Source organism: Ralstonia sp. 110700041-2 (genome assembly GCF_056280165.1).
Map to the genome: position 1 here is coordinate 289,872 of NZ_JBSFAI010000006.1, position 20,739 is coordinate 310,610.

Here is a 20,739-nt window from a genome sequence, read left to right on the forward strand (position 1 = left end):
GCGCAATTGTTGCATACCAGCGATGCTGCTTCACTGCTTATCGTCGGCGAGCCGGGCTTCGAGAAAATCGAGAAAGCACGCAATCCGCGAAGCCAACTGCGTGTTGCGATAGTACACCGCGTGAATCGGCTGCAGCACCTCCACCGTGGCGTCCTGCAGCACCTGCATGAGATCGCCCGCGCGGCTGTCTTCAGCGGTCATGAAATCAGCCAGGCAGACGATGCCCGCGCCTTGCAGCGCGAGCTAGCGCAGGGTTTCTCCGCTGGAGGCCTTGAGCGTGGGCTCGATGCGCAGGCGATCGCCGTACGGGCCGCGCAGGGGCCATTGGTTTAGCGATTCCGGCTGCACGAAACCGAGCAGGGCGTGCTTCTGCAGCTCATCCACGTGGCGGGGCCGCCCGTGCGCTTTCAGATAGGCAGGGCTCGCCAGCACGCGCAGCCGCCGCGTGCCAAGCAGGCGCGCACGCAGGGTGGAATCGCGCAGCGTGCCGATGCGGATCGCCACGTCGGTGTCTTCTTCCAGCAAATCGATGATCAGGTCGTTGGTGTTCAGCTCCAGCTCGATCTGCGGATACCGTGCGCGGAAGTCCGGCACCAGCGGCGCCACCACATGCAGCATGAACGGCATGGCAGCGTTGACACGCAGGCGGCCGGCAGGCTGCTGGCGGCGCAGGGCGATCTGCTCCTCGGCCTCGTCGACGGCGGCGAGGATGCTGCGCGCCTGCGCCAGAAACGTCGCGCCCTCGTCGGTGAGCGACAGCCGCCGCGTGGTGCGCGAGAGCAGGGTGGTGTCCAGCTTCTCTTCCAGGCGGCGCAACGCGCGGCTCACGCCCGACACCGTCTGGCCGAGCTGCTCAGCCGCCGCCGTGACGGAGCCCGTATCGACGACGGTGCGGAAGGCGAGCAGTTCTTCGAGTGTGGTTTTCATCGACGATTGTCAATTCAAAATCAAAAGAATTCTGCCTAATGTGGCGTAATTTGCAAAGGTCGCGTGCGGGGCGCCTTGCCCTGGACGGGCGCAAATGCAGTGCGGCGGCGCTTGGCGCGCGACGCCCCCTCAAGGTTGGCGGCCAGCCTGCCGATAGACCATTCGGACCCCTAAAACCATAGTGGGAACGCGTTTGCGCAAATGGCGCCTCGCGGTTCCGCATCCGGAGACTCTGGAATGAGTAAGCTCAGCTTTCGCCAAAAGCTTTGGCTGCCGCTGATCATCAGCCTTGTCGCGCTGACCTTGATCTCGGTATTCAACGCGTATCAGGCGCGCGAGATCCGCGTCGAGGAGCGCAAGAACAACCTCGTCAGCGTGACGACCATGGCCGTGAACCTGGTCAAGCAATATGACGACCTGACCAAGAACGGCACGTTGAGCAAAGACGCCGCGCAGAAAGAGGCGCTCGACCGCTTCAAGGCGCTGCGCTACGACAAGGACGGCTACTTCACCATCACCAGCTCCAACAACGTGGTGGTGATGCACCCGATCAAGCCCGAGTTCATCGGCAAGGACCAATCCGGCTTCAAGGACGCACAGGGCAATGCCGTCTACGTGGGCTTGTCCAACGCGGCCAAAGATCCGAAGGGCGGATTCACCAGCTATGTGTGGCCGAAAGTCGGCGGCTCGGAGCCGGTGCCCAAGACGGCTTTCGCGATGCGCTATGAGCCGTGGGACTGGGTCTTCTCGACCGGCGTCTACATGGACGACATCAATGCCGCGTTCATGACTTCGCTGTACCAAACCGGCGGGCTGCTGGTATTGGTCGGCGGTTTGCTGTTGCTGCTGGGCGGCGTCGCGAACCGCAGCCTGCAGCGCACGCTGGGCGGCGACCCCGCCTACGCGGCTGATGTGGCCAACCGCATTGCCGGCGGTGACCTGACGCTGGAGATTGCCACCCGCGCCGACGACAACAACAGCCTGCTCTACGCCATGAGCCGCATGCGCGGCGCGCTGGTGGACACCATCGGCCGCATCAAGGGCGCGTCGGAGACCATCGGCACCGCCACGCGCGAAATCGCCAGCGGCAACCTGGATCTGTCGTCGCGCACCGAGCAGCAGGCCAGCTCGCTGGAAGAAACGGCTTCGGCCATGGAGCAGCTGATGTCGACCGTGCAGCAGAACGCCGACAACGCCCAGCAGGCCAACCAGTTGGCCGCGTCCGCCTCGGATGTGGCCGTGCGCGGCGGCGACGTGGTGACGCGCGTGGTGGAAACCATGGGCTCAATCAACGCGTCGTCACGCAAGATCGTCGACATCATCGGCGTGATTGATGGCATTGCGTTCCAGACGAACATCCTTGCACTCAATGCGGCAGTCGAAGCCGCGCGTGCGGGGGAACAGGGCCGTGGTTTTGCTGTGGTGGCCGGTGAGGTGCGCAGCCTTGCGCAACGCAGCGCGGCTGCCGCCAAAGAGATCAAGGCGCTGATCGATGATTCCGTCGTCAACGTGGATGCAGGCAGCGCGCTGGTGGAAGAAGCCGGCACGACCATGCGGGAGATCGTCGCGAGCGTGAAGCGCGTGACCGACATCGTTGGCGAGATTTCGTCGGCCAGCCAGGAACAGCGCTCCGGCATTGAAGAAGTGAGCCACGCCGTCACGCAGCTTGACGACGCCACGCAGCAGAACGCTGCGCTGGTGGAGCAGGCCGCTGCTGCTGCGCAATCGCTGGAAGAGCAGGCCGTGAGCCTGACGCAGGTGGTGGCGCAGTTCCGCCTCGATGCGCATGCGCTGCGTGCGCCGGCCATGGTGGCGCGGGTTGAGCCGGCTGTTGCGCCGGTCAAGCCCGTGGCACTCGCAACGCCGATGGCACCGGCATCACCCAAGGACGAAGCGCCGCGGCGCGGGGCCGCCAGGCCGAGCACCGAAGCTGCCAAGCCCAAGCTGACGTCGCGCAAGCCGCCTGTGTTGCGAAAGGCTGCTGCCAAGCCGGTCGAGCGAACCGAAAAGAGCCTGGCTGCACCGGCAGCGATACCCGCGAGCCTGGCCAAGGCGAAGCCTCTGGTCGCCGCTGGAGACAACGCTGACTGGGAAACGTTCTGACCCACGATTGACCTTCACCTCGTTGACCCCGCACACCGCAAGCATGGGTTTGCCTGCCGGGACCCCGGAGACAAGATGGACCGCATTTTGAAGAACACCAGCGTGCGCGCTGGCCTGCTGGCGATTCTGATCACCTTTGCACTGATGATCGTGGTCGGCGCGGCGGTGGGTGTGCTGGCCTTGCGCACCACCAACGCGGCCACCGAGCGCGTGCATCAGATTTCCGACCGCAGCATGCTGTTGAACGACGCGTACAAGGACATGCAGCGCGCGCGCACCGGCATGTCGCGCCTGTACAGCGTCCTGCGCGAGAACATGGATGGCGCTGCCAAGACGACAGCGCTTGCCAGCTCGGAGAAGGGCCTGAAGAAGTCCATCGAACAGGTCGAAGCCTTCAAGAATGCGCCGCCCATCGAAGGTGTGGACGAGTCGCTGCGCCAGGCGATCGTGCAGGCCGCACAGACGCACATCGAAGCCGTGCAGCGTGGCATGGCGGCCTTGCGCGCAGGTGATGCCTCAGCTTATGCCCCGATCAACTACAAGGACGTGACCGATACCGGTGCAGCGTGGTCGGTGCAAATCGAGAATTTCCAGCAGCTCGTCAAGAAGCTGGCCAAGGACGAGGCCGACAGCGGCCGCGCGCGCTACGAAACGATCCTCAAGTTCGTGGCGCTCGGTATTGCCATGGCGCTCGCGTTGATCGTGGCGGTGTTCTACGGGCTCAAGGCCTTCGTGATCACGCCGCTCAACGAAGCCGTGACCGTGCTGAGTCGCGTGGCTGAAGGCGATTTGGCCGTGCATGTCAAGACGGGTGGCCGCAATGAACTGGGCCGCCTGCTGGCTGCCGTGGGTCGCATGCGCGAAAGCCTGGTGAACACCGTTCGCCAGGTGCGTAACAGCTCGGATTCGGTCAACACCGGCGCGCACGAAATCGCCAGCGGCAACCTCGATCTGTCTTCGCGTACCGAGCAGCAATCCGCCTCGCTCGAGAAGGCGGCTGCCAGCATGGAGCAGATGACCTCCACCGTCACCAACAACTCCGAGAACGCCCGCCAGGCCAGCGCGCTGGCGTCGAATGCGGCAGACCTGGCTTCGCGTGGCGGCGATGTAGTGCGTGGCGTGGTGGCCACCATGGACGACATCAGCGCGGGCTCGCGCAAGATGGCCGACATCATCGGCGTGATTGACGGCATTGCGTTCCAGACCAACATCCTGGCGCTCAACGCTGCCGTGGAAGCTGCCCGCGCCGGCGAGCAGGGCCGCGGCTTTGCCGTGGTGGCAGGCGAAGTGCGCGCGCTGGCTCAACGCAGTGCTGCTGCGGCCAAGGAAATCAAGACGTTGATCGACGATTCGGTGTCGCGCGTGCAAGCGGGCCACACGCAGGTGGCGCAGGCCGGCGAGACTATCACCGAGACCGTGGAGGCCGTGCGCCGCGTCGCCAACATCGTTGAAGACATTGCCTCCGCATCGGTCGAGCAGACGCAGGGCATCCTGCAGATCGGCCAGGCCGTGACGGAAATGGAGCAGGTGACGCAGCAGAACGCCGCGCTGGTCGAACAGGCGGCCGCCGCCGCGCAATCGCTGGAAGAGCAGGCGCAGAACCTTACGCAGGTCGTGTCGCAGTTCCGGCTGGATGGGGCAGGGAACGCCGCGATGGCTGTGCGCAAGCCCGAGAAGGTTTCCAAGCCGGTGGCCAAGGCCGCTGCACAGCCGGTCAGCGCGGCCAAGCCGGCACGGGCGGCGCTGCGCAAGCGCGAACCGAAGATCGCAGTTCAGCCGGTGGCTTCGGTGCCGGTCGCACCTGCCGCTGCCGCCCGGAAGCAACAGCAACCTCTGGCCGTAGCCGGTGGCAGTTCCGACGCGGATTGGGAAACGTTCTAAACGGTTGAGAACTCAGGCTTCGAGCGCTGGGCCATCGATGCGTCTGGCCCAGCTTTCCACCTCGCCACGTGCGAGGCGGCCTTCCACCAGCTTGCGCCATGAGGGCGTGAGCGGCAGCGTCAGCATCTCGGCCAGCGCCGCACGATCGAGCATGTTGCGGTAAAGCACATCGAGTACACGCGCCAGCGGCCAATGCGGCCATGGACGCTCGAACCATTCGAGCATATCGCCCGCGCGCAGCGTGCCACCTTCCAATACCCGGTAATACCAGCCCGTGCGGCCCGTGTGCTGCACGCGGCGCGCCATGTCGCGCGTGTTGAACCGGTCGTTGAGCTTCCAGCACGGCTGACGGAGTTGCGACACTTCCAGCACCACGCTGCCCGCACGCAGGCGGTCACCTACGCAGATGTCGGCTTCGGTGATGCCCGTCGTGCTCAGGTTCTCGCCAAACGCGCCGGGCTGTGCGAGCATGGGATGCGCGCCGATATCCGCCTGCCAACCCGCGTAGTGGTCGAACGGGTAGTGATGGATTGCTTTGTCGGGGCCGCCGTGCACACGCAAATCGCCTTGCTCATCACCGACGATGCCGTTGATGCCTACCTCCACCGCATCGTGCACGGGGCGCTTGTCAATGGCGCTGCGCGAGCCTGGGCGGGTGTAGTCGACAGCGCGCCCGGTGAGGACGGTATCGATGCAGACGGGAGCCGGCAGCGTCATGCGGCCTCCGCGCGATCCAGCCAAGCGGTGAAGACCTCTCGCGCGCATTGCGACAGGCGTTCCGCAACCGCCGGCACCTGCGCGCGGAACGCACGTGGGTCGATGCCCGCTGCGCCGAGTTCCGCCGCATGCCCGATCAGCCAGGCTTCAAGCTCGTCCAGGTCGGCCTCCAGATGGAATTGCAACCCCAGTGCGTGGTTGCCAATGGCGAAAGCCTGCTCGGCGCAGATTTCAGTGAATGCCAGCCGTTGCGCGCCGGGCGGTAAGTCGTACTGGTCGCCATGCCAGTGCAGCACCGGCGTGCCGTCGGCCAGCGGCGCGAGCGGTGAGCCTGCGCCTGCGGCCGTGAGCGTGATGGGTGCAAAGCCGATTTCCTTCACGCCCATCGGCTTGACCGCCGCACCGAGCGCGCGAGCGATCAGCTGGGCGCCCAGGCAGATGCCAAGCAGCGGCTTGCGTGCGGCCAGCCGCTGCGCAATGGCGGCCGCTTCATCGCGCACGAACGGATACGTTGCATCGTCATACGCGCCGATTGGTCCGCCCAGCACGATCAGCAGATCCGCATCCACCACGTCGTCGGCCGGCACCGGCTCCACGCCCACGTCCACGGTGCGCACCGTGTAGCCCCTCGCTTCCAGCAGCGGCTGCAGTATGCCGAGATGCTCGAACGGAACATGGCGCAGGGCGAGGGCGTTTTTCATGGCAGTCGATGGCGTTGAGGGCGAGGCTCATTGTGAATGAGGGGCGAGGCGCGCAAAACCCGTTCGGCTTGCGGGGGATTGTTTCGGGGCATTGGCAGGTTGCTCGACACGCTCGCCGATGGGGTGGTCCGCGCCGCCGGTAGCGAACCTGCTACCGAACACGCCGGCTAAGCGTCGCTTATATCGGTTGTTAGTAACGTGCATTGCACTCCCCACGAAAAACCCGATTCGAGGGGGTGTCAGTCTCGCGTCATCTCATTGAGATCGTTCTCCACAGAGTGCCGCCTCGGTACCGATAAAAAAGATTCTGGAGGGAGTTGTGCAGAAGCCAATGCTGCATTGGGCTGTGGCGTGCATTGCCGTGGCTTGCCTGGGCGCGTGCGCGCCGATGGTGTCCACCGCACCAGCCACGCTGGCCAGCGACAACGCGACAGGCCCGTCGCGCATTCAGTTGAAATCTTCAACGGAGATACGCCTGGAAACTGGCTATACGCGCACGCTTGCGGCCGGCTCCAACTGGCAGCGCGTGGGTACGCTGTCGCAAGGCGCTGTCTATCGCCCGGTCGGCACGATCTTCACGATTGAAGGCCGCCAGGTCCACGAGGCCTATCTGGTGATCGCCGGTCAACGCCTGGTCGGGTTTTACCTGCCAGGCGAGCAGGCGTACTCCCCGCTTTCTACCGCTGTATCCATCACAACAGGAGAATCACAATGAAGGGAGTTTTGCGCGCATTGGCTTCGGCCATCGGTGTCACGGTTCTGATGGCGGGTTGCGCGTCGGGCGTGAAGTATTCCGAAATGGCTTCGTCGATTCCGACGCTCAAGCAGGACCAAGGGCGCGTGTACTTCTTCCGCTCGTCGTCGCTGATCGGCGCGGCACTGCAGCCGGACATCAAGCTGAACAGCGAAGTGATTGGCCAATCCAAACCGGGCGGCTTCTTCTTCGTTGACCGTCCGGCTGGCAAGTATGTCGTGTCAACAGCCACCGAGACCGAGAAGACGCTGAGCTTCGCACTGGACGCCGGTGAGACAAAGTACGTGCGCACGTCGCCGTCGCTGGGTCTGATTGTCGGCCGCGTGGTGCCCGAGCTTGAAACGCCGGAAAAGGCGCAGGCCGAACTGCCCTCGTTGAGCTTCGCGCCCAACGAGCCGCCGGTTGCCAAGAAGTAAGCTCCGAGACGTGAAAAAGCCCGCATAAAGCGGGCTTTTTGTTGGCGGCTACTGGCGCAGCGCCGCAATCAAGCTTCAGCCTTCGACCGCGAGAACGGCGAGGTGATCTTGATCATCTGCACGAAAGCCTTCGGGTTGCCGGCCAGGATTTCACCTTGGTCCAGATAGCCCGATTCGCCGGTGTAGTTGCCCACCAGGCCACCCGATTCCGTCACGAGCAGCGAGCCTGCGGCCATGTCCCACTTGCTCAGGCCTTGCTCGAAGAAGCCGTCGAGGCGGCCGCAGGCGACGTAGGCGAGGTCCAGCGCGGCAGCGCCTGGGCGACGCAGGCCGGCGCAGTTTTCCGTCATGGTCGCAAACAGGCGGGTGTAGTCGTACAGGCCTTCCAGATCGCGGTAGGGGAAGCCCGTGCCGATCAGGCAGTCAGCCAGCTTGTCGCGGCGCGTGACGCGGATACGGCGGTTGTTCAAAAACGCGCCGGCGCCCTTGGAGGCGGTGAAGAGTTCGTCGCGCGTCGGGTCGTACACCACGGCCTGCGTGACGACGCCACGCTGCATCAGCGCGATCGACACACCATATTGCGGAAAGCCGTGGATGAAGTTGGTCGTGCCGTCCAGCGGGTCGATCACCCAGACGTTTTCGCTGGCGGTTTCGCCGTCGGCCCAGGATTGGCCTGACTCTTCCGCTAGAATCGCGTGATCGGGGTAGGCAGTCTTGATGACTTCGATGATCGCCGCTTCCGCTGCACGATCGACTTCGGTGACGAAATCGTTGTGTTGTTTGCGCTCGGTGCGCAGGCTATCAACGTCGAAGGACGCGCGGTTGATGACGGTGCCGGCCTTGCGAGCAGCCCGGACGGCGATATTGAGCATCGGATGCATGTGGGATCTCCGCGCCTGACGCGCCGATTTTTCGGAAGCGGCCGCAGGCGAAACAACACAACGAATTGTAGAAGAACGAGCGGCGGGCCAATCTTGCGATCCTGCCCGCCGTCAAAAGAGTGGCCGTATTGTATATGAACCCCGCCCCCGGCGCCCCGCGAATTGCGCCAATGAGCACACCGAACACCACACCCGCCGACCCGGAAATCCTGCGCCAGCAAGCCACGCGGTGCCGCTTCGTGCTGGTCGAGACCAGTCACCCGGGCAATGTCGGCTCCACGGCACGTGCGCTCAAGACCATGGGGTTTGGCGAGCCCGGTAGCTTCGTGCTCGTCCGCCCGCGCGAGGCCGACGCAAAGCGCCACGCTGATGCCGTTGCCATGGCAAGTGGCGCCGATGACGTGCTGGCCGCCGCCCGCGTCGTCGACGACATTGGCGAGGCGTTGGCCGGTGCCTCGCTCACGATTGCGCTGACGGCCCGCCCGCGCGAATTCGGTCCGCGCCGCATCGGCCCGCGTGCTGCGGCAGAAGAAGTGGCCGCATTGCTGGCCGCGCCGGACGCCACCGTCGCCTTCGTCTTCGGCAACGAGCGATTCGGCTTGCCCAACGAGGTGGTGGAGCGCTGCCACGTCGTCACGCACATTCCAGCCAACCCGGCGTATGCCTCGCTGAACCTGTCGCAGGCCGTGCAGTTGATTGCGTACGAGGTGCGCATGGCGCTGCTGGCCGGCACCGGCACGGGCGACACGCGCATGGAAGGCGTCGGCTTTGTCGGCGAGCCGGCCACGGCCGAGCAGATCGACGGGATGTTCGAACATCTGGAGCAGGGCTTGGTCGAGATCGGCTTTCTCGACCCGGCCCAGCCGAAAAAGCTGATGCCGCGCCTGCGACGTCTGTTCGCCCGCACGCAGCTGGAGACCGAAGAGGTCAACATCCTGCGCGGCATCGCCAAGCGCATGCTCGGCCGCCGTGCCGAAGCCACCACGCCGCCCACCGGCGCCGCCGACGACTGTCGCTGATCGCCCAGAAAGCCGCCTCCTGGCTGATCCAGCAGGGCGGCATTTCCTGCATGTCTGGTTAAAACCCTTGCCGCAGCGCGGTAAGGCAATGCCTTACACTGCCCTCAGCGCATCGCGCATATAGATATAACAATCTACACACCTCAAGATGTTCACACGCATTCGCGAAGATATCGGCGCCATCATGGAGCGAGACCCGGCTGCGCGCAGCCGCTGGGAAGTGCTGACCTGCTACCCAGGTCTGCACGCCATCATCGTCCATCGGGTCGCGCATGCGTGTTGGCACGGCGGCTTCCGGTGGCTGGGGCGCTGGTTCTCGCACCTCGGGCGCTTTCTCACCGGCATCGAGATTCATCCCGGCGCGACGGTCGGCCGGCGCGTGTTCATCGACCACGGCATGGGTGTCGTGATTGGCGAGACGGCCGAGATCGGTGACGACTGCACGATCTACCAAGGTGTCACGCTCGGAGGCACGTCGCTCTACAAGGGCGCCAAGCGGCATCCGACGCTCGGCAAGGGCGTGGTGGTGAGCGCGGGCGCCAAGGTGCTTGGCGGCTTTGTCATCGGGGATGGAGCGCGCGTTGGCTCCAACGCGGTCGTGCTCAAGCCGGTACCGCCGGGTGCTACGGCGGTTGGCATTCCGGCGCGCATCATCGAACGCGATGTGGCCACCGAAGCCCAGTCTGCGCTGAAGCAGGAGTTTTCCGCCTACGGCATCACGCCGGATGCGGACGATCCGGTATCGCTGGCACTCAAGCGGCTGATCGACCACAGCGAGCTTCAGCAGGAGCGTATCGAGTCGATTCTTTCTGCGCTGGATCGCCTGGGCGCGCACCTGGAAAACTCGCCGAACGATCCGTTCGATGCGAGCGAGCTGAAGCGGATGCTCAAGTAAGCAAAGGGCCGGTGGCGACGGCTTATGTCGTCACTTGCTCGACCGTCAGCGTGCCGTCTTGCAGTTTGAGGAAACTGCCGCGCGGGTGTGCTTGATCGAAATCCCAGTCGGAAAGTACCCAGCGGCTGCCGCTCGGCTCGTGATGCAATTGCGGGCGGTGCGTGTGGCCGTGGATGAGCGTGGACGTATTGGATGCCTTGAGCAGCGCGTCCACCGCATCAGGTGCGACGTCGCCCATCATCGCAGCGGCGCGGGGTTCGCCGGCAACATTGGCGGACATGGCGCGGCCAGCTTCGCTTTCTGCGCGCATCTTCTGCGCGATCTTCAGCCGCCAGCGCAGCGGCATCGTCAGGAATATCCGCTGCACCCAGCGCTTGCGCGTCCAGTGGCGAAAGCGCATGTAGGCCGCGTCGCGCGTGCAGAGGGCGTCGCCGTGGGCAAGCACGATGCGCTGGCCATCATCCGCTTCCAGCACGGTGGGATCAGGTAGCAGCGTAGCGTGCGCGGCATTCAAGAAACGCTTGCCGAGCAGGAAGTCGCGATTGCCGTGCATGAACAGCACGCGCGTGCCGGCCACTGAAAGCTCTGCGAGCAGGCTGGCGATGTGCTGGTGGAACGGATCAGCCAACTCTTCATCGCCGACCCAGTATTCAAAGAAGTCACCCAGGATGACGAGCGTGCGTGCCTCGCGGGCGCGCGTGCGCAGGAAGCGCTCGAACGCAGCGGCGGTGGCCGGCATGCTGGCCGTGAGGTGCAGATCCGAAATAAAAAACACCGGCCCGGAAACCCGGACCGGTGTCTTCAGCGCGGAGGCCTGTGCGGCGTGCGCTGCGTCGATCATTCGATCACTTCGGCGCTTTCGATGATCACGTCTTCCATCGGCACGTCCTGGTGGAAGCCGCGGTTGCCCGTGCGCACCGAGCGGATTTTGTCGACCACATCCATGCCTTCGGTCACTTTGCCGAACACGGCGTAGCCCCAGCCTTGCGGCGTCGGCGAGGTGTGGTTCAGGAAGTCGTTGTCGACCGTGTTGATGAAGAACTGCGCCGTGGCCGAGTGCGGGTCGTTGGTGCGAGCCATGGCAATGGTGCCGCGCTCGTTCTTCAGTCCGTTGTTGGCTTCGTTGTCGATCGGCGCCTTGGTGGGCTTCTGGCTCATCTTCTCGCCCGGCTCGAATCCGCCGCCCTGGATCATGAAGCCCTTGATGACGCGGTGGAACACCGTGCCGTTGTAGTGGCCATCCTTCACATAGGCGACGAAGTTGGCAACCGACTTGGGTGCCTTCTCAGCGTCCAGGGCCAGGGTGATGTCGCCGTGGTTGGTGTGCAGCTTGACTTGGGTCATGGTGAATTCCTTGGGTGGGGCAAAAATGCGTTACTTGGAGACGACGGTGGCCGATTCAATCACGATCGGCTTCACGGGCACGTTCTGGTGCGGGAACTTGGTGGTGGTTTCCACCGCCTTTATCTTGTCGATGGTGTCAGTGCCGTCAACCACCTTGCCGAAGACGGTATAGCCGTAACCGTCCTGACCAGGGTAGTTCAGCATGTTGTTGTCGACCACGTTCACATAGAACTGCGCCGTGGCGGAGTTCGGGTCCATGGTGCGTGCCATGGCGATCGTGTACTTGTCGTTCTTCAGGCCGTTCTTCGATTCGATCTCGACCGGCGGGCGCGTGTCCTTCTGTTTCATGTCGGGCGTGAAGCCGCCGCCCTGGATCATGAAGCCGTCCATCACGCGGTGGAAAATCGTGCCCTTGTAGAAGCCGTCCTTCACGTACTGCAGGAAGTTGGCGACCGTCTTGGGCGCCTTGTCCGGATACACCTCAACGGTGAAGTTACCCATCGATGTCTTGAACTGGATGCGCGGCGCGGACGCGGTGGCTGCCGTGGCTGCGGTGGCGGTTACGGCCAGTGCACACACGAGCCCGGCAAAGAGGGAGCGAATACGGAGCATGGTCAGGAAGAGAGAGCTTGTGGGTGGGAAAGCAGGATCGGGCCGCGTCTTCTTATTGACGCTTCGCCGGCTTGGCAGTCACACCGCTGGCTGCAGGCAGCGTGGTCGTGACAGGTTTGGTGGCAGGGTGCACGCCCGGCAGGTCGGGCAGGGCATCCAGACGTGCCCGGGCGGTGGCGTTCTTGGGGTTCAGCTTGATCGCGCTCTGGTACGACTGCGCGGCCAGGCGGACGTAGACATCGCCAAGATTGAATTGCGCCAGCGCATTTTCCGGTGCCACGCGGTTCGCCATGATCAGGCTGTCGCGGGCACGGAGCAGCTCACCGCGCTCGGCATACAACGCAGCCAGGTTGATGTATGGCTCGGGCAGTTCCGGGAAATCCTGTGTCATCTGGCTGAAGGCCACGATGGCGTCGTCCGCGCGGCCCAGGCCGGCAAGTGCAACACCGCGCTGGAAGCGTGCCTGCGCGTTGCGCGGCTGGGAGGCGACGTCCTTGTCCAGCTCTGTCAGCGCCTCGGCGTATTGCTTCTTGGTCAACGCGTCGTCGATGCGCTTCTGGCGCGCGACCTGCGGCGCTTGCTGCGTGCTGGGCATCAAATCGGCCGGCAAGGCAAAGCCGGCGGTCTGGGCGAAGGCCGGTGCCGCCGACATGGCAAGCAGGCAAGCCAGGGTTGCAGCGGTCTGACGCAGCGGTCTGTTCATGAGAATCGGTTCCGTTATACTCCGCCGCATTCTAACAAACCGTCTTTGTGCGCAGCAGCGGCCGTGCGCGCCAGGAAAGGTTCTTGACGGGGAGCATGCCTCACGCACTGGCAGGCCGCCCTGTCAGCGCAGTTCCGGTAAGATATGCCGCTAGTTTTGCAGGCGCCGTGCCGGCGCCGATTGCCTCCAATTTAGTCCGCCCGCAACGTTGTACCTCGCATGCGCGGCGCGCTGAGTCTCCCGACACCGCTTCATGGAATCACTCAAGATCTACAACACGCTCGCGCGTGAGAAACAGACGTTCGTCCCCATCGAGCCCGGCCGCGTGCGCATGTACGTGTGTGGCATGACGGTGTACGACTACTGTCACGTCGGGCATGCGCGGGTCATGGTGGTGTTCGACATGGTGCAGCGTTGGCTGCGCGCGGCCGGTTACGACGTCACCTACGTGCGCAACATCACCGACATCGACGACAAGATCATCAAGCGTGCGGTCGAGAACGGCGAGACGATGAGTGCGCTGACGGGCCGCTTCATCGCTGCCATGCACGAAGACGCCGATGCGCTTGGCGTGCAGCGCCCGGACCACGAACCCCGCGCCACCGAATACGTGCCGCAGATGCTGAGCATGATCGGCAGGCTGCAGACGAACGGCCTCGCCTATCAGGCGACCGACGGCGATGTGAACTACGCGGTGCGCAAATTCCCCGGTTACGGCAAGCTGTCCGGCAAGTCGCTCGAAGACCTGCGCGCCGGCGAGCGCGTGGCGGCCAATGATGCCAAGCAGGACCCGCTCGACTTCGTGCTGTGGAAATCCGCCAAGGCCGACGAACCGGCTGAATCGCGCTGGGCGTCGCCGTGGGGCGAGGGCCGTCCGGGCTGGCATATCGAATGCTCGGCGATGAGCTGCGAGCTGCTGGGTGAGCATTTCGATCTGCACGGCGGCGGCGCCGATCTGCAGTTCCCGCATCACGAGAATGAAATTGCGCAGTCCGAAGGGGCGACCGGCAAGACGTTCGTCAACATGTGGATGCACAACGGCTTCGTCCGTGTGAATGACGAGAAGATGTCGAAATCGCTCGGCAACTTCTTCACCATCCGTGACGTGCTGAAAGTGTACGACGCGGAAGTCGTGCGTTTCTTCATCCTGCGCTCGCACTATCGCAGTGACCTGAATTACAGCGACGCCCACCTCGACGACGCGCGCCATGCGCTCACGCGCCTGTACACCGCGCTCAAGGATGTGCCGGCGGCGGTGGGTGCAAAACCCGACTGGAGCGAGTCGCATGGCAAGCGCTTCCTCGAAGCGATGAACGACGACTTCAATACGCCGGTCGCCGTGTCGGTGTTGTTTGAACTCGCGAGCGAAGTGAACAAAACGCGCTCGCCCGAACTGGCCAGCCAACTGGCTGCGCTGGCCGGCGTGATCGGCCTGCTCGGCCGCGATCCGCATGTGTTCCTGCAGGGCGGTGTGTCGGCCGATGGTGTGGACGCGGCAGAAGTGGAAGCGCGTATCGAAGAGCGCCGCGCCGCCAAGGCTGCCCGCGATTTTGCCCGCGCTGATGCCATCCGTGCCGATCTGCTGGCCGCCGGCATTGTCCTCGAAGACAAACCGGGTGGCCTGACCGAGTGGAGACGCGCATGAGCGCGGTGGCCAAGAAAGCCAACGTAGGACGCAGCACCGCTGCCAAGAAAGCGCCGGCGGTGACGGTGTCGGCTGCCAAGAAAGCAGTCGCCAGAAAAGTCGACGGCGTGGCGAGCAAGACGGTCGTCGCCAAGAGCGCACCGATCAAGGCCGCCAAGGCCCCGGCCAAACGCGTGCCTGCGAGCAAGGTGCCACTGCCCGAAGCACTTGCCGCCAGCGAGACGCTGCCTGTGCCCGCCGAAGTGGTGCTCTCGGGGCCGCCCGAGTACTGGCAAGAAGCTTGCGCAGACCTGATGAAGCGCGACCGTATCCTGCGCAAGATCATTCCGACGTGTGGCCCGGCGCACTTGGCTTCGCGCGGCGATCCGTTCGTCACGCTGGCGCGCTCGATTGTCGGGCAACAGATTTCCGTGAAGGCTGCGCAGTCGGTGTGGGAACGCGTCGTGGGTGTGTGCCCCAAGCTCGTGCCCGCCCAGTTCCTGCGTGCGGGCCAGGAGAAGCTGGCGGGTTGCGGCCTGTCCAAACGCAAGGCCGAGTACATCCTTGATCTGGCCGATCACTTTCGCAACGGCACCGTGCACGTCGCCAAGTGGGCCGAGATGGAAGACGAAGACGTGATCGCCGAGTTGACGCAAATCCGCGGCATCGGCAGATGGACAGCAGAGATGTTCCTGATGTTCAATCTGATGCGCCCGAACGTGCTGCCGCTGGACGATATCGGCCTCATCAACGCGATTTCCCAGAATTATTTCAGTGGCGAACCCGTCACTCGCAGCGAGGCGCGGGAAGTGGCCGCCAACTGGGAGCCATGGCGCACCGTGGCCACTTGGTATATGTGGCGCAGCCTAGACACGGCGACCACCTATTGATCTGTTCATTTCGATGAAACGGAGCGCGTCGCCGGACGGTCAAAATCCGGTAGAATGCGCGCCTTCAAGAGCCTTTCAGAAGATCCATGAAAACAACCTTCCTGGAGTTCGAGCAGCCGATCGCAGAACTTGAGGCGAAGATCGAAGAACTTCGCTTCGTACAAGACGATTCCGCTGTCGACATTTCTGAAGAAATTTCCCGCCTGGCTTCCAAGAGCCAGCAGCTCACCAAAGATCTGTACGCCAACCTGACACCCTGGCAGGTCGCGCAGATCGCCCGGCACCCGCAGCGTCCATATACGCTCGATTACGTCCGCGAGATCTTTACCGACTTCCACGAACTGCACGGCGATCGCACCTTCGCCGACGACCTGTCGATCGTGGGCGGTCTGGCGCGCTTCAACGGCCAAGCTTGCATGGTGATCGGTCACCAGAAGGGCCGCGACACGAAGGAGCGCGCGCTGCGCAACTTCGGCATGTCCAAGCCCGAGGGCTACCGCAAGGCCAAGCGGCTGATGGAGCTGGCGGACAAGTTTGGCCTGCCGATCTTCACGTTTGTCGATACGCCGGGCGCATTCCCGGGCATTGATGCGGAAGAGCGTGGCCAATCCGAAGCCATCGGGCACAACCTGTTTGTGATGGCTGGCCTGAAGGTGCCTCTGATCGCCACCATCATCGGTGAAGGCGGTTCGGGCGGCGCACTGGCCATTGCCATGGGCGACTCGGTGATCATGCTGCAGTTCGCCACCTACGCCGTGATCTCGCCGGAAGGCTGCGCGTCGATCCTGTGGAAGACCGCAGAGAAGGCGCCGGAAGCCGCTGAGGCACTGGGCCTGACCGCGCATCGCCTGAAGGCGCTCGGCCTGATCGACAAGATCGTCAACGAGCCGCTGGGCGGCGCACACCGTGATCCGAAGGGCATGGCGACGATGCTCAAGCGCGCGCTGGCCGAATCGCTGCGCCAGTTCCAGGGCATGAAGACGTCGGAACTCCAGGCGCGCCGTCACGAGCGCCTGATGGCTTATGGCAAGTTCAAGGAAACCGAAGGTCGCTGATTCGTCGGCTGATCTCGTCAACAAGGTCGCACAACGCGTTGCCGCGTGTGCGGCCTTTGTTGTTTCTGGCGAGATCGAAACACCGACCGTGGCGATTGCACTGTCGGGCGGGCGGGATTCCGCCGCGCTCCTGCACGCGTGTGCTGCGTGGCGGGATGCGGGCGCCCGTGTGCAGCTCGTTGCCCTGCATATTCACCACGGCTTGCAGGCCGATGCCGATGTGTGGGAATGTGCCTGTCAACGTATGGCCCAAGCCGCCGGCGTGGCGTTTCATGCGCGTCGCGTCTACGTAGAGATTGATGCGGGGCAGGGCGTTGAAGAAGCGGCGCGCGAAGCCCGGTATGCTGCGCTCGAAGCGCTGTGCGCGCAGACGGGCGCCTCCATTCTGCTGACGGCCCATCATCAGGATGACCAGGCTGAGACGGTACTGCTGCAATTGATGCGCGGCGCCGGCCTCGATGGCCTCGCCGCCATGCCGATGGCCCGGGCGGGTGCAGTCACGTTGCTGCGTCCATGGGTCGATGCACCGCGCAGCGAGATCGAGCTGTACGCACACGCCCACGCGCTCTGCTGGGTCGAAGACCCGTCCAACACCGACGCACGCTACGCACGCAATGCATTGCGTCCACTGCTCGCAGGCATGGCGGACCATTTCCCGGCCTATCGCGAGGCGCTGTCGCGCAGCGCGGCACATCTGGCGGATGCGGCCGCATTGATCGACGAGATCGCTCAGGCGGATTTGACGCGCATTGCTTCGGCGAATGGACTGGATGTAGCGGCGCTGATTGCGCTGTCCGCGCCACGTCAGCGTGCGGTGCTGCGTGCATGGTTGACCAAAGCGGGCATGCGCGCGCTGTCGAGTCGCCGCCTGGAGGATCTGCATACGCAACTGATTGACGCACGAGATGACGGTGCACTGCGCATTGAATTGCCGACTGGGCAGGTCAGGCGCTACCGTGGCGTTGCATGGATCGACACTGGCGCCAACGATCGCCCCGGGCAGGCTGCGGTCGCCATCGGGGCCCAGCTGTTCGAGCCGGCGCATCCGGCCGAGCAGCGTGTGACGGTGGACGCATGGGGCGGGGCGCTGTTGTTTGCGCCCGTGGCGAGCGATGGCGTTGCGATGCAAACTTTGCAAGCGCCGCTGGTCCTGTCGCCCCGGCGCGGCGGCGAGCGCATCGTGCTGCGCCCGGGCGGGCCGTCGCGGGCGCTCAAGCAGGCTTACCAGGAAGCCGGCATTCCTGCGTGGGAGCGCCAGCGTTTGCCACTGCTCTATGCAGGCGAAATGCTAGTGTTTGCCGCGGGGCTGGGAATGAACCAGGCGGCCACGCATAGCGGTACTGGCTGGCGCATCACGTGGCGTCCTGGCCTTGAGGGTGCGTCGTGATACGCATCGTCACCGGCGGATTGCTTGCCGATCGATGCAAATTGCTGTATTTTCAAAAGCTTTTGCACCGCTCCGCCTCCTCTGATCTTTCCAAGATGGCTCTCATCGTTCACAAATACGGTGGCACCTCGATGGGTTCGGTTGAACGCATCAAGAATGTCGCCAAGCGCGTTGCCAAGTGGCACCGTGCAGGTCACCAGATCGTGGTCGTTCCGTCGGCCATGTCTGGCGAAACCAACCGCCTGCTGGGTATGGCCAAAGAGATTTCGGCCCAACCCGACCCGCGTGAACTCGACATGATTGCCTCGACTGGCGAGCAGGTGAGTGTGGGTCTGCTGGCCATTGCTCTGCATGCCGAAGGCATCGATGCCCGCAGCTACACCGGCTGGCAAGTGCCGGTGAAGACCGATTCGGCCTACACAAAGGCGCGCATCCAGTCGATCGACGACGAGCGTGTGCGCGCCGATCTCGACGCCGGTCGTGTGGTGGTCATCACCGGCTTCCAGGGCATCGACAGCGAAGGCCATATCACCACGCTGGGCCGTGGTGGCTCGGATACCTCGGCCGTGGCGGTTGCCGCCGCGCTCGAAGCCGAGGAGTGCCTGATCTACACCGACGTCGATGGCGTTTATACGACCGATCCGCGCGTGGTGGACGACGCGCGTCGCCTGGACAAGATCACCTTCGAAGAGATGCTGGAAATGGCCAGCCTTGGCTCGAAGGTGCTGCAGATTCGCTCGGTGGAGTTTGCCGGCAAGTACCGCGTGAAGACCCGGGTGCTGTCGTCGCTGACCGACCCGCTGATGCCGCTCGATGTCGAGATGAACTCGGGCACGCTGATTACTTTTGAGGAAGATTCGAACATGGAAGCCGCCGCCATTTCCGGCATCGCCTTTGCCCGCGACGAAGCCAAGATCACCGTGATCGGTGTGCCGGACAAGCCCGGCATCGCCTATCAGATCCTGGGCCCGGTTGCCGACGCCAACATCGACGTCGACATGATCATCCAGAACCAGTCGGTGGAAGGCAAGACGGACTTCACCTTCACCGTGCCGCGCGGCGAATACCAGCGCGCCCTGGCGATCCTGAACGACAGCGTGAAGGCGCATATCGGTGCCGCCAGCGTGTCGGGTGACCCGAAGGTGTCGAAGGTGTCGGTGGTGGGCGTGGGCATGCGCTCGCACGTGGGCATCGCCAGCAAGATGTTCCGCACGCTGTCGGAAGAGGGCATCAACATCCAGATGATCTCCACCTCGGAAATCAAGATCTCGGTGCTGATCGATGAGAAGTACATGGAGCTGGCCGTGCGCGCGCTCCACAAGGCGTTCGAGCTGGATCAGGCGTAATCGGCTGAACTGGCACCGGATGGCCGGGGTGGCGCCCCCCCGGGGGCCACAGATTCTCACCGCGTGTCATGCAGTTGTCGTTGACCGGGTGGGGTGAAGTGGCTAGAATACGCGCTTCGTTGCACGGGCTCCTTCGCGCAACGCAAGTTTGGGAGACGTGGCCGAGAGGTCGAAGGCACTCCCCTGCTAAGGGAGCATCCGGGCCAAAACCTGGATCGAGGGTTCGAATCCCTCCGTCTCCGCCAGTTTGGTGCTTCTCGCGGGAAGCGCACATAACAGGCGGATGCGAGTCGAGCTGACGTGACGGCTCGCATTGCACTGCACGTCAAAAAGCCCGCATGGTTCGCGCCATGCGGGCTTTTTCTTTGTCTGCTGCTTTGTTGGTCTCGCAGACTGACATGCGCGCTCCATCTGATGATGGCGCGCGCATCATCAATGCATCAGCCTTGACCGACGCTCTCCGGCACGCCTGCGGTCACGTTGAAGCCGCAATCGACGTAGGTGATCTCGCCCGTCACACCGCTTGCCAGATCCGACAGCAGGAACGCAGCCACATTGCCGACTTCTTCGATCGTGACGTTACGGCGCAGCGGGGCGACATCTTCCATGTACTTCAGCAGCTTGCCGAAATCCTTGATGCCTGAAGCAGCCAGCGTCTTGATCGGGCCAGCCGAGATGCCGTTGGCACGAATGCCCTTCGGCCCCAGCGCGCCGGCCAGGTAGCGCACGCCGGCTTCCAACGACGCCTTGGCCAGGCCCATCGTGTTGTAGTTCGGGACGATGCGCTCAGCACCCAGGTACGTCAGGGCGAGCAGCGAAGCAGTGGGCGAGAGCATCGGCAGCGCGGCCTTCGCCAGCGCCGGGAAGCTATATGCCGAGATGTCGTGCGCGATGCGGAACGACTCGCGCGACAGGCCTTCGATGAAGTTGCCGGCAATCGCTTCGCGCGGCGCAAAGCCGATCGAGTGCACCAGGCCATCGAAGTGGCCCCAGTGCTGGCCAAGATCTTCGAACACCTTGGCGATCTGTTCATCGCTGCCGACGTCGCAATCAAACACCAGCTTGCTGTCGAACTCGGTGGCGAATTCAGTAATGCGGTCTTTGAAGCGTTCGCCGACGTAGGTGAACGCCAGTTCCGCGCCTTCGCGCTTGCAGGCGTTGGCGATGCCGTAGGCGATCGAGCGATTGGACAGAAGGCCGGTAATCAGAATGCGCTTGCCAGCGAGGAATCCCATAGTTTCTCCGTACAAATGTGGGGCAACGTCGCGCCCGTATGTTGCTGTGGTCACTCGTCGCTGCGGTTGCGCAGCGGCGGTATCCGGGGCACGAGGCAATTAGGTGGGCGCGATCATACCGGAAAGCACGGGGCAGCTCCGCATTTGCGCAGTGCCGCACAACCCCTGCCAGCCTTGTCAATGCGGGACGATCCCCGGGGCCGGAATTGGCGGGATTGCCGCGTGAGGGCGTTAGAATCGTCTGAAACA

The 20,739-nt window shown here is 63.8% G+C and carries 19 protein-coding genes, 1 tRNA gene and 1 pseudogene; 12 read left to right on the plus strand and 9 right to left on the minus strand.

What is annotated here, in order from left to right; all coding sequences use genetic code 11:
- Positions 1-30: 30 nt before the first annotated feature.
- Positions 31-927, minus strand: a pseudogene (locus tag ACUXH0_RS11555) (LysR substrate-binding domain-containing protein).
- 237 nt (positions 928-1,164) lie between these two features.
- Here ACUXH0_RS11555 and ACUXH0_RS11560 point away from each other — a divergent pair.
- Positions 1,165-3,030, plus strand: coding sequence for a methyl-accepting chemotaxis protein (locus ACUXH0_RS11560; RefSeq protein WP_012435279.1), 1,866 nt, complete (start codon positions 1,165-1,167; stop codon positions 3,028-3,030).
- A gap of 75 nt (positions 3,031-3,105) precedes the next feature.
- A complete protein-coding gene (locus tag ACUXH0_RS11565) occupies positions 3,106-4,911 on the plus strand; it encodes a methyl-accepting chemotaxis protein (RefSeq protein ID WP_182594876.1) in 1,806 nt (601 codons plus the stop codon).
- A gap of 12 nt (positions 4,912-4,923) precedes the next feature.
- Here ACUXH0_RS11565 and ACUXH0_RS11570 read toward each other — a convergent pair whose 3' ends face one another.
- Positions 4,924-5,628: an MOSC domain-containing protein gene (locus tag ACUXH0_RS11570; protein WP_012435281.1), complete on the minus strand. Its 705-nt coding sequence runs from the start codon at positions 5,626-5,628 to the stop codon at positions 4,924-4,926.
- Positions 5,625-6,329: a glutamine amidotransferase gene (locus tag ACUXH0_RS11575; protein ID WP_012435282.1), complete on the minus strand. Its 705-nt coding sequence runs from the start codon at positions 6,327-6,329 to the stop codon at positions 5,625-5,627. Before ACUXH0_RS11575 ends, ACUXH0_RS11570 begins: the two co-directional genes overlap by 4 nt.
- 331 nt (positions 6,330-6,660) lie before the next feature.
- On the opposite strand from ACUXH0_RS11575, the gene ACUXH0_RS11580 reads away from it, so the two are divergent.
- Together ACUXH0_RS11580 and ACUXH0_RS11585 are read left to right on the plus strand one after the other, a co-directional pair.
- A complete protein-coding gene (locus ACUXH0_RS11580) occupies positions 6,661-7,044 on the plus strand; it encodes a hypothetical protein (protein ID WP_027693039.1) in 384 nt (127 codons plus the stop codon).
- Positions 7,041-7,499: a DUF2846 domain-containing protein gene (locus ACUXH0_RS11585; RefSeq protein ID WP_012435284.1), complete on the plus strand. Its 459-nt coding sequence runs from the start codon at positions 7,041-7,043 to the stop codon at positions 7,497-7,499. Before ACUXH0_RS11580 ends, ACUXH0_RS11585 begins: the two co-directional genes overlap by 4 nt.
- 68 nt (positions 7,500-7,567) lie before the next feature.
- On the opposite strand, the gene ACUXH0_RS11590 is transcribed toward ACUXH0_RS11585, so the two are convergent.
- Complete coding sequence (locus ACUXH0_RS11590; RefSeq protein WP_012435285.1) at positions 7,568-8,380, minus strand: inositol monophosphatase family protein; 813 nt, start codon at positions 8,378-8,380, stop codon at positions 7,568-7,570.
- A 134-nt stretch (positions 8,381-8,514) separates the two neighbouring features.
- Here ACUXH0_RS11590 and ACUXH0_RS11595 point away from each other — a divergent pair, with 134 nt between their 5' ends.
- Together ACUXH0_RS11595 and cysE are read left to right on the plus strand one after the other, a co-directional pair.
- Complete coding sequence (locus ACUXH0_RS11595; RefSeq protein ID WP_404944701.1) at positions 8,515-9,399, plus strand: RNA methyltransferase; 885 nt, start codon at positions 8,515-8,517, stop codon at positions 9,397-9,399.
- 148 nt (positions 9,400-9,547) lie between these two features.
- On the plus strand, positions 9,548-10,294 hold the full coding sequence (gene cysE / locus ACUXH0_RS11600; RefSeq protein ID WP_012435287.1) for a serine O-acetyltransferase: 747 nt from the start codon (positions 9,548-9,550) through the stop codon (positions 10,292-10,294).
- 22 nt (positions 10,295-10,316) lie between these two features.
- Here cysE and ACUXH0_RS11605 read toward each other — a convergent pair whose 3' ends face one another.
- From ACUXH0_RS11605 to ACUXH0_RS11620, 4 genes are read right to left on the minus strand one after another with little or no spacing between them, the layout of a single operon-like run.
- Positions 10,317-11,135 (minus strand): UDP-2,3-diacylglucosamine diphosphatase, encoded by an 819-nt coding sequence (locus ACUXH0_RS11605; protein WP_012435288.1) that lies wholly within the window; start codon positions 11,133-11,135, stop codon positions 10,317-10,319.
- Positions 11,132-11,638, minus strand: coding sequence for a peptidylprolyl isomerase (locus ACUXH0_RS11610; RefSeq protein WP_004626191.1), 507 nt, complete (start codon positions 11,636-11,638; stop codon positions 11,132-11,134). Before ACUXH0_RS11610 ends, ACUXH0_RS11605 begins: the two co-directional genes overlap by 4 nt.
- Positions 11,639-11,668: 30 nt before the next feature.
- Positions 11,669-12,250, minus strand: coding sequence for a peptidylprolyl isomerase (locus tag ACUXH0_RS11615; protein WP_004626193.1), 582 nt, complete (start codon positions 12,248-12,250; stop codon positions 11,669-11,671).
- Positions 12,251-12,302: 52 nt separating this feature from the next.
- Positions 12,303-12,953: a tetratricopeptide repeat protein gene (locus ACUXH0_RS11620; RefSeq protein WP_012435289.1), complete on the minus strand. Its 651-nt coding sequence runs from the start codon at positions 12,951-12,953 to the stop codon at positions 12,303-12,305.
- Between the two features lie 253 nt (positions 12,954-13,206).
- On the opposite strand from ACUXH0_RS11620, the gene cysS reads away from it, so the two are divergent.
- The 6 genes from cysS (at position 13,207) to ACUXH0_RS11650 (ending at position 19,500) form a co-directional block, all read left to right on the plus strand.
- Positions 13,207-14,598, plus strand: coding sequence for a cysteine--tRNA ligase (gene cysS / locus ACUXH0_RS11625; protein ID WP_012435290.1), 1,392 nt, complete (start codon positions 13,207-13,209; stop codon positions 14,596-14,598).
- The gene (locus tag ACUXH0_RS11630; RefSeq protein ID WP_012435291.1) at positions 14,595-15,467 is read left to right on the plus strand and encodes a DNA-3-methyladenine glycosylase family protein; all 873 of its coding nucleotides are present in this window, start codon (positions 14,595-14,597) and stop codon (positions 15,465-15,467) included. The genes cysS and ACUXH0_RS11630 overlap by 4 nt, the downstream gene beginning before the upstream one ends.
- An 86-nt stretch (positions 15,468-15,553) precedes the next feature.
- Entirely contained in the window at positions 15,554-16,522 is a 969-nt protein-coding gene (locus ACUXH0_RS11635; protein WP_009238448.1) for an acetyl-CoA carboxylase carboxyltransferase subunit alpha, read from the plus strand.
- The gene (gene tilS, locus ACUXH0_RS11640) at positions 16,491-17,909 is read left to right on the plus strand and encodes a tRNA lysidine(34) synthetase TilS (RefSeq protein WP_004626204.1); all 1,419 of its coding nucleotides are present in this window, start codon (positions 16,491-16,493) and stop codon (positions 17,907-17,909) included. Before ACUXH0_RS11635 ends, tilS begins: the two co-directional genes overlap by 32 nt.
- 95 nt (positions 17,910-18,004) lie before the next feature.
- Positions 18,005-19,255: an aspartate kinase gene (locus ACUXH0_RS11645; protein WP_009238446.1), complete on the plus strand. Its 1,251-nt coding sequence runs from the start codon at positions 18,005-18,007 to the stop codon at positions 19,253-19,255.
- A gap of 151 nt (positions 19,256-19,406) precedes the next feature.
- A tRNA-Ser gene (locus tag ACUXH0_RS11650) sits at positions 19,407-19,500 on the plus strand.
- A 195-nt stretch (positions 19,501-19,695) separates the two neighbouring features.
- Here ACUXH0_RS11650 and fabI read toward each other — a convergent pair.
- On the minus strand, positions 19,696-20,490 hold the full coding sequence (fabI, locus tag ACUXH0_RS11655) for an enoyl-ACP reductase FabI (RefSeq protein WP_004626209.1): 795 nt from the start codon (positions 20,488-20,490) through the stop codon (positions 19,696-19,698).
- Positions 20,491-20,739 lie beyond the last annotated feature (249 nt).